This is a genomic window from Bacillus sp. LL01, assembly GCF_001037965.1.
Genome location: NZ_LFEL01000022.1, coordinates 1 through 14,299, shown reverse-complemented (window position 1 = coordinate 14,299; position 14,299 = coordinate 1). Strand labels below are relative to the sequence as shown.

Below are 14,299 nucleotides of genomic sequence, written 5' to 3'. Positions count from 1 at the left end.
AGATGTGCGTGATGCCCTACTTCAACTCTCACCCGCTTTAAGCGATCCTATTAAAGTTCATATCAAAACCGATACTGGTATGGGACGAGTCGGCCTGCAAACAAAAGAAGAACTGCTTGAAGTCATCACACCATTAGCTCAACATGAAATGATCGAGGTTGAGGGATTGTTCACTCATTTTGCAGAAGCAGATGCTCCTACTTCTACTTACACAGATGAACAATTTGAGAAGTTTCTTTCTTTTATCAACGCTTTAGAAAAAGAAGGAATAATGATTCCTATTAAACATTGCTGCAACAGTGCTGGTACGCTTTTTCACCGAGATAAACACCTTGATATGGTACGAGTAGGTATTAGTTTGTATGGATTAAAGCCAGATCCTGCTCTTAGATTTCCTATCAAGCTGACTCAAGCTATGCGTCTTTATTCCAGTATTGTTTCATTGCGCACCTTACCAGAAGGGTCGTCCATTAGCTATGGTAGAACACATAAGCTATCAGACCAAAGAATCGTAGCGACCATGCCGATTGGGTATGCGGATGGGCTATCCCGAGCCTTATCAAATAAAGGCCATGTGCTTTTTGGTGATCAACTAGCCCCTATTATCGGACGAGTATGCATGGACCAAACAATGATTGATGCAACCGACTTAACTGATATTCAGGTTGGAGATGTAGTAGAATTCCCAATTGATGAAATGGCTCAATTAACTGGTACGATTAATTATGAGATCGTTTGCGCTATCAGCAAGCGTGTACCAAGATATTATGATAAGTTCTGACCCTCTTCGGTCAGAGCTTTTTTSATTACCCATTAAACTTACTTTTTTAAAAAAAACTAGATGATAAGGATTATATTTCAAGGGTGAGGGTAAAGGGTAAGATGGGTAAAGAACTATCTTCGATAAAGAGAGAGGGGGAGGCTTATGTACCTTACGAAAGAAGAGATTTACATGATGTTGCTTCATTTAAATGATGAGCAACTCGTAAAGGTCTATCATTATATTAATACATTACAAAAGGAACAAAAAATCACTTCTTCCCTAGACGTGAACCCAGATAGTAAAACTCCCAAGTAGTAAACAGGTTACGAGTATGAATGCTCGTAACCTCCTTTTTTATAGGGAAACACTTTCACCTTCAGGACTAATATGAGAGAAAGTAGTAACATCAAATAAACCTGTATCTGTTAACTTTAGGGATGGGATGACTGGCAGGGCTAGAAAAGAGAGAGTTAAAAAAGGATTCGATTCACCTGTATAGCCCAACTCACCTAAACCACGATCAACTTGCTTTAACTGTTTCATTACTACCTCATGCGGTGCAATCGACATTAGTCCACCAAGCTCTAATGGAAGAGCTGCAAGAACCTTTCCTTTTGAAACAACAACTAACCCTCCTTGGATACGTTCAAGCTCTTTTATAGCAAGTGTGAGGCTCTCATCATCTACCCCACATGCAATAATATTATGAGAATCATGTGAAATCGATGTTGCAATCGCCCCCTGTTTAAGACTAATCCCTTTTACAATGCCAACTCCAAAATGTCCAAGCTCATGATGTCTCTCTGCAACAACTAACTTTAGTTGATTTTTTTCGATCGAGGGTTTAAAAAGCCCATCTTCAATCGTCACTTCTTCACAAAGAGATTTCGTAACAATTGATCCAAGTTCGACGCCAATTATTTTTGCTTTCGTCGAACCTAATCTAAGCTTTAGCGCATCTGGTCCCCAATTCTTCATGCGTACACTACTTAATAAAACTTCTGGTGGTTGCAAAGAATCTCTTACTTCGCTTATTAACTGACCTTCCTCAACTACTTTTTCACCTTTCACATACACTGCTTCAATCGTGATGTTTTTTAAATCAGATAATACAATAAAGCTCGCTTCGTATCCTGGAGCAATGGCGCCTTTCGTTTTCAAGCCAAAGCACTCAGCCGCATTTAAGCTAGCCATTTGAAGAGCTTGAATGGGATCTATTCCAAGCTTAATTGCTTTTCTTACACTCACATCAATGCTCCCATCTTCCACTAATTCATCGAGATGTTTGTCATCTGTGGCGAACACAAACCGTCTTGCGTTATAAGGTGTTACCGATCCAATTAAAGCTTCCATATCTTTTGCAGCTGTTCCTTCTCTCATCAATACATACATTCCACGTTTAATTCGTTGCTTTGCTTCCTCCGAACTCACTGCTTCATGATCATTTCGTATTCCTGCTGTTAAATAGGTGTTCAACGCCGTCTCATTCAGTCCAGCCGCATGTCCATCAATCACACAGTCATTTTCGTGTGCAGCAAGAAGTTTTTTGACCATCTCCTCTTCTCCTTTAAGTACAGCTGGATAATCCATTACCTCTGCTAATCCATGCACTTCACCATTTCTTATAAGCTGAGATACTTCTTTAGCTGAAAGGTCTGCCCCGTTATGTTCAAAAGGGGTTGCTGGAACTGAAGATGGCGCCATCATTTTCACATCGAGTGGTAAGCCTTTAGACGCTTCAACCATATACTGAACAGCAGGAAGACCACCAACATTTGCAATCTCATGAGGATCGGCGATCACCGTGGTCACACCATGTGGAAGAACAATCTTAGAAAATTCTTCCGGCGGCACCATGGCTGATTCGATATGAACATGGCCATCAATAAATGAAGGAGCTATATATTTCCCATTCAGCTCTATCTCTTTTTCACCCTCATAGCCACCAACTCCAATAATCACCCCATCACAAATGGCTACGTCTGCTTGAAACGTTGTGACGTTAAATACATCGACGACCATCGCACCTTTTAGAACAAGATCTGCTTTCTTACGCTTTGATGCCGCTGCAATTTGCTTTTGTAACCTTTCCTTCTGCACCGCGCCACACTCCTTTAAACATTTTTACTATTGTAGAATAAATGAATGATTTATGCATTATTTTTGAGAGGGAATGTAACGTAAAATCATTACTAAGCAAAAAAAACTCTCCTAATTATGATAATTAGAAGAGGAATTATTTCACTTAAGTATGCTCTTTTCGATCTGATGTTCGACCTGAGTCATTACCTTTGATATCTGCTACTTTCATCGAATCAATTTCTTCTAGCGGTTCTTCATCTCTAGGTTCAGGATTGTACCCATCTTCGGGATTTGTTAAGTCTGAGGGAGAATCTGAAGTCCCATGTTGACTTATATCTCTCCACGTATCTTCACGGTCATAAATGACTTTGTCTTCTCCTTCGCTTGATTCGATAGTTGGATTGACTACTTCTTCCTCAACCGGACGCCGATTAGGGTCAAGTTGCACATCAGCATGCTCTACTCGACGCCTTGCCGTTGGTAGCGCCTCTAGCCTTTCATACGGTATTGGCTCTCCGCACACTTCACAAATTCCGTACGTACCATTCTCGATTGCAGCAAGTGCTTGATTAATCTCTTCCAGTTCATCTTTAGAATGTTGATCGAGAGCAGCTTCTAGTTCCCTATCATGAAGTTCAGTAGCAAGATCACCCGGGTGATTGTCATAGTTTGATAATTCTCCAGTATCCTCTCCACGATTTTCTAAGTCTGCTTCACTCACATCATCTGATACTCGCTCTTCAATTTCCTTTTTCATATGAAGCAGTTTATTTTCTAATGTTTTAATTTGCTCACTTGTTAACATCGTATATACCTCCAAATTGGTTTCCTGACATTACTAATCTAATAAATCATTTGTTAATTAGGTAATACACGTAATTGAGGAAATGTAAACATTACGAGTACACAAAAAGGCATGAGGTCTTAAAATAGACCTCATGCCTTAACTGCTTATTTTTCTTCAACTGGCTCTTCTTCTTTAATTCGATCTAAAGTCATTTTATAGCCGTCGTTGCCGTAATTCAAGCAACGCTTCACTCGTGAAATTGTTGCTGTACTAGCACCAGTTTCCGTCTCGATTTTATGGTACRTATAGCCGTTTTGTAACATACGTGCAACTTCAAGACGCTGTGCTAGTGACTGAATCTCATTAATCGTACAAAGATCATCAAAAAACTCATAGCACTCTTCTAGGTTATTTAAAGACAAGATCGCGTTGAATAATTGATCAAGCTCTTTCCCTCTTAATTTATCAATTTGCATATAGCCACACATCCCTTTATTAAAATTAATTGTATGACACACTTTCATCCATACTCGGCGAAGTAGGAACTACATTAATCCAAGTCATACCTGGTTTTAGCGGCATTTCATTCCCATTCTCATCAACGGGTAAGATTCTACCATCAATATTCTTCCAATTCACTTCATTGGCAATCCCACTCTGAACAAGAAGACCTCTCCCGCCTGAAGTAAGGTTAATATCACGACGCCCAGCTTCATCAAGGACGTTATGTTCTGTTTCCACAATGAACAGATTAGCGACCAACAGAGGTTCATTTGTATGATAATCAACTGTTTGCGAGTCCCCATTGAACCTGTGGTACTTCCCTGTTTGTTCATCAAATTGGTAGGAGACTTCATTTCGATTAAAGTAGTTAACAACAATAGTAGAGGCAGCATGTCCAACCACTTGAATATCCTCACTTGTATAAAAAGAAAGCGGGAATACTTCTTTTTCCCAGTCATACCCTTGCTCCTCTATCCCTTTTTGGATATTTTCAAAAGTGATATAGGAGTTATGAGGTGCACGTCTGTCAGTTGAGCGTTGAAATAACGTGCCATCATWGTGAAGCCCACTCAAATAATCTGCCTTCCCGGCCTTTAATCTAGCCTCAGCACCTGGGCTCCAACCATGAGTAATAAACACCGCATTATACCCATTCGCTAGGTCAATATAATAATCTCGGGCACTTCTAACCGGACCTACCACTTCTGGAAAAGCACTATGGAAAAGAGCGAGAAAGCGAGTCATTTCCCCTTCCGCTAATACCTCATATACAACATCAGCATCGACTAATCCAGATTGCGGTCTAGCAGCTGGATGATTATTAATCATCACCCCAACCGGCCGGTGATCAAGTTCTATATCGCTTTTATCACCCTTTAAAGGATAAGTAAACGGTTGTTCTTCTTCATTGTGTTCATCATCTAGTGTATCTGGAGTTGATTCAATTGCTTCGCTTATCTCGTCTGCCTCTTTGTTACACCCTACAAGAAGGATTGAGGCAATAAAAGCTACTGTCATCCACCGTTTCATGAGACGTCTACACGTCCTTTTCTTCGTAAAATATATGTCATTCTAAGGCAGAACTCTTTTATAGTTTAACGCATAATCGAGGGAAAGAGTACCGTTTTCTTATGAACGTCATAAATTCCATTTTGTGTAACTCGAATATAAGGTAAGTGCGTAGAAGAGAAAAATAACAAGCTGTAAATAGGGTCTTCATGCTTATAACCACGTTCACGCAGCAGCTTGACAAATACTTTCTMGTCTTCCATCACATCTTTCATTGATTTAGAAGAAAGGATCCCAAAAAGGTTCAATGGAATAGAACCGATGACTTCACCTTCTTCAACCAGTGTCATTCCGCCACCTTGTGCTTTCWATGCATTGAATGCTTTTACCATATCGGAAATACTCTTACCAATTAAGACAATATCACCTGTATTTGAGAAGGAACTGGCAAAGCCAGAGATCTGGTTAGCAAATCCTTTCAGCATCGATGTAATCAACCATTTTCCATTCTTATCTAACATCACGAAGAAACTTTCATCATGTTCATGACTTAGCGTTCGATCAGTGCATTCGATTGGAATCTGATAAGGTTTTAAAATAACGGCATTAACCATCTCAATTCCCATCGGCATCGAGAAGTGTAAGTCATCTTCAGACAGCTCCCAATCTAATTCAAGAGAGCCGATCCCATAATCTTCCCACGGGAATGATTCATWCCCTTCACATTGACGTCCATCTCTTACAACCCATTGTCCTTTTGCTATAACAGAGGTCGGTTTCGGATCATTTATATCTGTTAAGAAATTAAGATGAGCAACACGGCCTGGTGCAATCATTCCTAGTTTGTGATCAAGATTGTAATATCTCGCCACATTGTAAGTAGCCATTCCGTAAGCATCAATCGGGTCAATGCCTGCATCAAGCGCAATTTTTATCAACTGATCCATTACACCCTCTTCATAAAAAGTAGGAGTAGAACCATCAGTCGTCATTATGCAACGATCAAATACATCCACACCAAGCTCTTGCATTTCTTTTAGCAACTTCGGTAAGTCTGGGCGAATGGAAGAATGTCGTAGTGAAGTTGTATACCCTAGATTTAACCTTCTTACTACTTCTTCACCTGTCATCGCTTCATGATCACATGTTACTCCAAGAAGAGCCATTTGTGAGAGCGTCTTTTCTGATGCCCCTGGTAGATGTCCTTCAATTGGTTTTCGAAGACGTGTTGTTTCTTGCATCCAATGCAAGGTCGAGTCATCTCCATTTAAAACTTTTGGCCATGAGGTAAGTTCGCCACCTTGAATGACTAAGTGATGTTCAAGCCATGCTTTCATTTTCGAATTCGAGAAAGCCTCATCACTTTTTAATTCTGTCTGAGCATCATAGCGACACCACCAATACATCGAGGTTGGCAGCTCATCAAGAGCTTCAATCAAAGAAAGCGCTTTCTTTTTTTCGAGATTCAAAAAGAACATTAAGTTATCATTGATCAAGGTTGTTGTTCCACGTGATGCTGCATATTTTGCAAAGCTGTGGGGATTATAAAGTTGAAATGGGTGAGCATGATGCTCAATATAACCAGGGACTATATATTGATTTGAACAGTCCACCATTTCCGTTTCAGTCAATACGTTAGGCATTTCGTCTCCAACGTAGACAATACGATCTTGTGCAATCCATATATTTGCCTGTAACCATTTTCTTCTAGCATGGTTTAAGTAGGTTGCATTTTTTAGGACGAGCGAAGGCGCCTGCTCTCCTCTAACAACTTCAAGTTGTTGGCGTAAACGTTTTTTTGTCCAGCGATAAATTCGCTCCGTCATCTCAATTCACCCGTTTCTATCGTTCCTTTTTTTTGTAAATTATCTATTGTTTCTATCGTACCATACAATCACTCATTAACTCACTAAAGTTGTCAAATCTTTTTACAGGTTTTTTTGACAACTCGGTGAACAAACACACAGAAAGGCAGTTGTTTTTAAATGAAACCTAATATTGGTCGAATCGATGCGTTAATTCGTATTACAGCAGGCTTTACCGTTCTTGCTTATTCTATTGCAAAAATGGTACGTAAACCACACAGAAATCGTTCTCTACTAGCAGCAATGCTTGGGGGCATGAAAGTGGCAGAAGGTATCACACGTTTTTGCCCTCTTGTCTACTTAGCCAAAAGTGAAATGATGCACCCTGGTCATGGCCAGCTTGAAGAAGATCATCACCAAGACGGAAGAGTCATGAACCCATCTTAGAAAGAAAAGCGGTGTTGGCTCGTTTAGGTATGAGGGCGGTGGAGCTTTGGCAATGAGAAGCGCTTTTTGCTTTGTTTGACAAAGTGAAGCGACCGACATGAAAAGCGGTGGCAACTGGTCTGGCATGCTAAAAAATAAGGGAGAGCAATATGAAGTCGCTTTTTGACTTCATTTGATTCATCGTTTTTTCACGCAGGGCAAGGAGCCAACCAAAAATCAAAAACCGTATAAGTTTAACACTTATACGGTTTAATATCATCACTGGAGGTGACGACATGTTCAGTATTCAAGAGTATGCAACAGACTCGTTATTTATTTATATTTTATTAATTGGAAGTGTTATAGCTTTTCTTTATGTGTTCATGAAGAAGAAACGCGTGAAATAGCTTTATTTCCTATATCTTGACGATAAAAAAGACCATCACTTTGAATGCGCTCAATTTCTTTATAAACAGACTCTTTAGCCAGACTAAGTGTAGGTTGTTTTGAAGCTGCTAAGAGGACACGACCACCATCGGTCAGCCATCTTCCATCTTGTTTCTTTGTTCCTGCATGAAAGAGTAATGATTGCTCACTTAATGTATCGAGTCCTTCAATAACTACACCTTATTGGTAAGATCCCGGATAACCTTTACTTGCCATCACAACGCCTACTACCGCATCATCAGACCACTTAAGTTCTGGCTTCTGCCCCTTTAATAATGTTAAGATCACTTGCTCAAGGTTTGACTCTAATCGAGGTAGAACGACTTGTGTTTCTGGATCACCAAAGCGGGCATTGAATTCAATGACTTTAGGACCAGCCTGCGTCATCATTAATCCGGCATACAATATCCCTGTAAAAGAATGTCCTTCTGCGATCATAGCATTTGCAGTAGGTTTAAGGATTGTCTCTACTGCCTCATTAATCTGTTCATTACCAAACTGTGGGACAGGAGAATAGGCACCCATTCCGCCAGTATTAGGACCCTCATCGTTATCAAAGGCTCTCTTATGGTCTTGAGCTGCTACCATTGGAATGACGATATCCCCATGAACAAATGCCATTAATGAAAGCTCTTCGCCCTCTAAATACTCTTCAATGACAACAGAAGCACTCGCCTCACCAAATGCTTGTTCATTTAACATTGCATCTAATGCTCCTACAGCCTCTTCTTCAGTCATAGCTACAACAACGCCTTTACCTGCCGCTAGACCATCTGCTTTAATAACAATTGGTGCACCATGTTCTTTTACATACTGAACAGCTAATTCATAATTTGTAAAGGTTTGATAGGCTCCTGTTGGAATGTTATATTTCTGCATGATCTCTTTTGCAAATGACTTACTACCTTCAAGACGTGCAGCTTCTTTCGATGGCCCAAAGGCAATTAATCCCGCAGCTTTAAAGTGGTCAACCAACCCTGCTAAAAGTGGAACTTCAGGACCAACGATTGTAAGTTCGACTTGATTAGCCTTTGCAAACTCCCCAAGCGCATCTTGATCGTCTTCACTTATCGGAACCGTGGTTGCCACATCGCTCATTCCATCATTACCGGGTGCTACAAAAACAGTTGCAACCTGCTCACTTTGTTTTAATTTCCAAGCAATTGTATGTTCACGACCACCGCTCCCAATTACAAGCACATTCATGATACACGCCTCCTCTTAATGTTTGAAATGACGCACTCCTGTAAATACCATTGCAATGTCATAACGATCAGCCATATCAATTGATTCCTGATCACGAATCGATCCACCTGGCYGAATAATTGCACGTACACCTGCTTTAGCTGCTGCTTCAACTGTATCACCCATTGGGAAGAAGGCATCTGATCCCATAACAGCACCTTCCATGCGATCACCTGCTTGCTCTAGTGCAATAGCAGCTGCCCCAACACGATTCATTTGCCCTGCACCGACACCTACCGTCATTTGATCGTTAGCAAGAACAATCGCATTTGATTTCACATGTTTGACGACTTTCCATGCTAGCTTTAATGCTTTCCACTCATCTTCTGTTGGTTCGCGCTTTGTAGGAACAGAAATCTCTGCTTCATCAAAGCTATGCGTATCTTCATCTTGTACAAGTAACCCACCATGAATCGACGTAAGAGTGGCTTCTGCTGCCTTAGCTTTGCTTGTGTCTACCGTTAATAAACGAAGGTTTTTCTTTTCTTTCAATATAGTTAGTGCTTCCTCTGTAAACGCTGGCGCAATAATAATTTCCAAGAAAATTTCTTTCATCTTAAGAGCTGTCGTGTGGTCAACCTCTTGATTTAAGGCTATGATTCCGCCAAAAATAGAAACAGGATCAGCTTCATATGCTTTATCATAGGCTTCTTCGATCGTTCGACCTGTCCCAACCCCACAAGGGTTCATATGCTTAATAGCTACAGCAGCCGGCTCAGTGAATTCTTTTACAATAGCAAGTGCTGCATTAGCATCATTAATGTTGTTATAGGAAAGTTCTTTACCGTGCAATTGAGTGGCAGTAGCTATTGAGCCATCTTTAGCAAGAGGCTTTTTATAGAACGTTGCCTTTTGATGAGGGTTTTCCCCATAGCGTAAGCTTTGTTTTTTCTCATATGTAACCGTAAACGTCTCTGGGCTTTCTTCCCCCACTGCTTCTGTTAAGTATTCAGCGATCACAGCATCATAGGCGGCTGTATGRCGATATACTTTAGCAGCAAGACGACGGCGTGTTTCAGTTGTAACACCAGCTTTTAATTCAGTTAATACGGTGTCATAATCCGCAGGGTCGACAACTACTGTTACATGTTTATGATTTYTCGCGGCAGCACGGAGCATWCTTGGTCCACCGATATCAATATTCTCAATCGCATCTTCAAACGTTGAATCTTCTTTTGCAATGGTTTGTTGGAACGGGTAGAGGTTTACAACAACCACATCAATCGGTGTAATATGATGTTCTTGTAGTTGTTCTTGATGCTCTTGCTTTTCACGCATAGCAAGTAGACCACCATGAATATTAGGATGGAGGGTTTTCACACGTCCTTCAAGAATCTCTGGAAAGCCGGTAACTTCTTGAATGCCCGTTACGGCTATCCCTGCATCTTGGATCGCTTTTTTCGTCCCACCTGTTGAAACAACTTCAAACCCTGCATCGACAAGGCCTCTTACAAATGGAATAATCCCTTCTTTGTTCGATACACTGACTAATGCTCTTCTCTTCATTTGCTTTTAACTCCTTCCAGCTTCATCGTGTTCCCCCACGCTGCAATGGTTTGTGGATAGAGACGATGTTCTACCGCTTGTATCTTTTTTGTTAATGTTTCAATTGTATCATCTTGTTCAATAGTGATCGTTTCTTGGGCGATGATTGGTCCTGTGTCCATCCCTGCATCTACTTCATGAATCGTTACCCCTGTTTCACTAATACCAGCCCTTAATGCCTGACCGATCGCATCTAGTCCTGGAAATTCCGGCAAAAGCGACGGATGAATGTTTACGATTTTACCTTCATAAGCAGATAGAAGTGTCGGTCCAATCAAACGCATATATCCCGCTAACACAACAAGGTCAATTTGGCGTGACTGCAGCTCGGCTACTATGTCTGATTCGAATTCATCTTTATTCATATAATTAGACGGCTTGAAACCAAATGTAGCTATACCAGAGGAGCTAGCACGAATAAGAGCTTTGGAGTTTGGCTTGTCACTTATAACTAAAGCCACTTCTACTTTAATGTCTCCACTTTGAGCTTGATCAATAATCGCTTGTGCATTCGTCCCATTCCCTGAGGCAAAAATGGCAATCTTCATCAATCAATGCCTCCAATAGTAACCCCAGTCCCTTCTGTCACTCGGCCAATGATGAACGCTTTCTCTCCTTGCTCTTCAAGCAATCGAATCACATTTGTATGAACTTCTTCCGGTACCACTGCAATCATCCCGATACCCATATTAAACGCACTAAACAAATCTTTTTTAGAAAGTTTTCCGTATTCTTCAAGTAAAGAGAAAATTGTCGGGATCGGCCAAGAACCATAATCGACTTCTACCTTACATCCAGCAGGAAGCATGCGTGGGATATTCTCATAGAACCCACCACCTGTGACATGAGCAAGGCCATGAATCGGATATGTGCGAAGTGCTTGAAGTAAAGGTTTTACATATATTCTTGTTGGTGTTAAGAGCTCCTCACCAAGCGTCCCTTGAAGTCCAGGAAGACTTTCATTTAAAGATAATTGGTGTTCATCAAGGAATACTTTGCGGACCAAGGAGAAACCATTACTATGAAGTCCATTCGAAGAAAGACCAATCACAATATCACCAGGCGCGATCTTCTCACCAGTGAGTAAATCTTTCTTTTCAACAGCTCCTACAGAAAATCCAGCTACATCATACTCGTCTTCCTCATACATTCCAGGCATTTCAGCAGTTTCTCCCCCTATTAATGCACAACCAGCTTGCTCACAACCATCAGCTATCCCTTTAACAATTGCTTCAATCCGGTTCGGGTCTGCTTTTCCTACTGCTAAATAATCAAGAAAATAGAGAGGTTCTGCGCCTTGTACCACGATATCATTTACGCACATCGCTACAGCATCTACACCGATCGTATCGTGTTTTTCTGCCATAAAGGCAAGCATTAGCTTCGTCCCTACCCCGTCTGTTCCTGATACGAGTACCGGCTCTTTCATGTTGAGACTTGAAAGATCAAACATGCCTCCAAAGCCACCTAATCCTCCCATAACTCCTGGACGATTCGTTCGATTCACATGTTGTCCCATGCGTCGTACAGCTTCATAACCAGCCTCAATGTCAACACCGGCTTGCTTATATGCATCTGACATCATCAGTTCCCCCTCTAAATTCTTTTAAGTCTTTATACTTTTGCATGTGGATGTAGGGTATCTGCATAGATCTCGGTTGGATAAGTTCCTGTAAAGCATGCTAAACATTGTCCACAGTTTGGTGATTGATCATCACGTCCGATCCCAGTCATTAACCCTTCTGTTGATAAGAATGCTAGCGTGTCAGCACCCATCATATCGCGCATTTCTTCAATTGAATGGTTTGAAGCAATCAGCTCTGAGGTTGTTGATGTATCAATTCCGTAAAAACAAGGATGCTTGATAGGAGGTGAACTTATGCGTACATGCACTTCTTTTGCTCCTGCTTCACGGAGCATCCGTACAATTCGTCTACTTGTCGTACCACGAACAATCGAATCATCAATCATCACGACACGCTTTCCTTCAACGACACCACGCACAGCTGAGAGTTTCATTTTCACCCCTTGTTCTCTTAGCTCTTGAGAAGGTTGAATAAATGTACGACCGACATAACGATTTTTGATTAAACCAAGTTCATATGGAATACCAGTCTGTTCTGCATACCCAATTGCCGCTGAAATACTTGAATCAGGAACACCAGTGACGACATCTGCTTCGACTGGAAATTCTAGAGCTAATTGTTTTCCTAGGTTCTTTCTAGCTGTATGAACGTTGACCTCATCAACATTGCTATCTGGTCTTGCAAAATATACATACTCCATACTACAAATTGCTCTTGAAGTTGCACTAACAAAACGCTCTGAACGTAATCCGTTATCATCAATAATGACTAGTTCACCTGGCTGCACATCACGTTCATAAGTTGCTCCAATGATATCAAACGCACATGTCTCACTCGCCACCACATATGCATCGCCTAGACGACCAATGGAAAGTGGACGAAGCCCATTCGGATCAAGAGCTACCATTAATTGATCTTCATTCATTACAGCAAAAGCATAAGCCCCTTTTAACATCGCTAATGCATTTTTCAATTGGTCCTCAAGAGTGTAATAACCACTACGCTTAATAAGATGAGCTAATACTTCTGTATCTGAAGTAGACTGAAAAATACTACCTTGACTTTCTAATTGATGCTTCAAGTTGTTTGCATTCACTAAGTTACCRTTATGTGCGAGCGCTAACCCTCCACGTTGAGAGCGAAATAATAGCGGTTGAACATTGGCAAATCCGCCTCCGCCTGCGGTTGCATAACGAACATGACCGATTGCAGCTTTTCCGTGTAAAAGTGTTAGGTCTTCAGGACGGAACACATCATTAACTAGACCCATCCCCTTATGAACCGAGAGCTGCTCACCGTCTGTTACGACGATACCAGCTCCTTCTTGTCCTCGATGTTGTAAACTATGGAGACCGTAATACGTGATTTGAGCAGCATCCTTGTGGCCCCAAACAGCAAATACACCGCACTCTTCATTTAAACCTTTTATTTCAGCAAACATGGAATGGCTCCCTTCCAAGCCTTAGACATTTCATCMTTTTTCGCATTAATTACGAAMTGTTCTGATGATGCACGAATAACAAGTGCATCATCGTTCGTCACTTCACCAATCAGTGTTGCCTCTACTACTTGTTCAAACTGAGCTTGATTTTCAGGTTTGACCGATACGATGAAACGCGATTGAGACTCTGCAAATAATTGTGAGATAATCTCACCATCTAACGTCACATGTGCCCCTACCTCTGTATCGATTACACTCTCTGCCAATGCAACAGCTACTCCGCCCTCTGCTACATCATGAGCAGATTCTACTAAGMCTAACTTGATTGCTTGTAAGAGCATTGCTTGAAATGCTTTCTCTACGTTTAGATCAAGTGTCGGTGCTTTTCCAGAAATAGATCCATTGACCATCTTCTGAAGTTCACTGCCTCCAAACTCAGGCTTTGTTTGTCCAATAAGATAGATTAAATCSCCTGTATGTTTAAAAGATTGGGTGGTAATATGATCCACATCTTCAATGAGGCCAACCATACCAATAACCGGTGTAGGGTAAACAGCTACTCCATTTGTCTCATTATAAAGCGACACATTTCCTCCTATAACCGGAGTTTCGAGCACTCGACATGCCTCACTCATTCCATCAGTTGATTTTTCTAGCTGC

Annotated in this window: 14 protein-coding genes and 1 pseudogene; 4 read left to right on the top strand and 11 right to left on the bottom strand. The window is 41.1% G+C overall.

Features of this window, described 5'->3' with window-relative positions:
• Together alr and AB685_RS31420 are read left to right on the top strand one after the other, a co-directional pair.
• Nucleotides 1–781 (top strand): alanine racemase (gene alr, locus AB685_RS21820; RefSeq protein WP_047972694.1); only part of this gene is annotated, 781 nt, incomplete at its 5' end.
• A gap of 144 nt (nt 782–925) precedes the next feature.
• On the top strand, nt 926–1,078 hold the full coding sequence (locus tag AB685_RS31420) for a hypothetical protein (RefSeq protein ID WP_157860746.1): 153 nt from the start codon (nt 926–928) through the stop codon (nt 1,076–1,078).
• Nucleotides 1,079–1,117: 39 nt separating this feature from the next.
• Here AB685_RS31420 and ade read toward each other — a convergent pair whose 3' ends face one another.
• The 5 genes from ade to AB685_RS21795 all read right to left on the bottom strand — a co-directional run bounded on the left by ade (nt 1,118) and on the right by AB685_RS21795 (nt 6,970).
• Entirely contained in the window at nt 1,118–2,863 is a 1,746-nt protein-coding gene (ade, locus tag AB685_RS21815; protein ID WP_047972693.1) for an adenine deaminase, read from the bottom strand.
• 145 nt (nt 2,864–3,008) lie between these two features.
• Nucleotides 3,009–3,650, bottom strand: a complete 642-nt coding sequence (locus AB685_RS21810; protein ID WP_047972692.1) for a TraR/DksA C4-type zinc finger protein — start codon at nt 3,648–3,650, stop codon at nt 3,009–3,011.
• 146 nt (nt 3,651–3,796) lie between these two features.
• Nucleotides 3,797–4,108, bottom strand: coding sequence for a YerC/YecD family TrpR-related protein (locus AB685_RS21805; protein WP_047972691.1), 312 nt, complete (start codon nt 4,106–4,108; stop codon nt 3,797–3,799).
• A 25-nt stretch (nt 4,109–4,133) separates the two neighbouring features.
• Nucleotides 4,134–5,165, bottom strand: a complete 1,032-nt coding sequence (locus AB685_RS21800; RefSeq protein WP_047972690.1) for a DUF3048 domain-containing protein — start codon at nt 5,163–5,165, stop codon at nt 4,134–4,136.
• A gap of 65 nt (nt 5,166–5,230) precedes the next feature.
• The gene (locus AB685_RS21795; protein WP_047972689.1) at nt 5,231–6,970 is read right to left on the bottom strand and encodes an adenine deaminase C-terminal domain-containing protein; all 1,740 of its coding nucleotides are present in this window, start codon (nt 6,968–6,970) and stop codon (nt 5,231–5,233) included.
• A 159-nt stretch (nt 6,971–7,129) separates the two neighbouring features.
• Between AB685_RS21795 and AB685_RS21790 the strand changes: the two genes are divergently transcribed.
• Nucleotides 7,130–7,396, top strand: coding sequence for a DUF2892 domain-containing protein (locus tag AB685_RS21790; RefSeq protein ID WP_047972688.1), 267 nt, complete (start codon nt 7,130–7,132; stop codon nt 7,394–7,396).
• Between the two features lie 275 nt (nt 7,397–7,671).
• A complete protein-coding gene (locus AB685_RS32505; RefSeq protein ID WP_347230877.1) occupies nt 7,672–7,782 on the top strand; it encodes an EYxxD motif small membrane protein in 111 nt (36 codons plus the stop codon).
• Here the strand turns inward: AB685_RS32505 and purD are convergent.
• The 6 genes and pseudogenes from purD to AB685_RS21760 form a co-directional block, all read right to left on the bottom strand.
• Nucleotides 7,757–9,028 (bottom strand): annotated as a pseudogene (purD, locus tag AB685_RS21785) (phosphoribosylamine--glycine ligase). The gene AB685_RS32505 and the pseudogene purD overlap by 26 nt on opposite strands.
• Before the next feature lie 15 nt (nt 9,029–9,043).
• Entirely contained in the window at nt 9,044–10,573 is a 1,530-nt protein-coding gene (gene purH / locus AB685_RS21780) for a bifunctional phosphoribosylaminoimidazolecarboxamide formyltransferase/IMP cyclohydrolase (RefSeq protein WP_047972687.1), read from the bottom strand.
• Entirely contained in the window at nt 10,570–11,163 is a 594-nt protein-coding gene (gene purN, locus AB685_RS21775) for a phosphoribosylglycinamide formyltransferase (RefSeq protein ID WP_047972686.1), read from the bottom strand. The genes purH and purN overlap by 4 nt, the downstream gene beginning before the upstream one ends.
• A complete protein-coding gene (purM, locus tag AB685_RS21770) occupies nt 11,160–12,194 on the bottom strand; it encodes a phosphoribosylformylglycinamidine cyclo-ligase (RefSeq protein WP_047972685.1) in 1,035 nt (344 codons plus the stop codon). Before purM ends, purN begins: the two co-directional genes overlap by 4 nt.
• 32 nt (nt 12,195–12,226) lie before the next feature.
• Entirely contained in the window at nt 12,227–13,639 is a 1,413-nt protein-coding gene (gene purF / locus AB685_RS21765) for an amidophosphoribosyltransferase (protein WP_047972684.1), read from the bottom strand.
• The coding region (locus tag AB685_RS21760; RefSeq protein ID WP_047972683.1) for an AIR synthase-related protein at nt 13,624–14,299 on the bottom strand (676 nt) is incomplete at its 5' end. The genes purF and AB685_RS21760, both read right to left, overlap by 16 nt.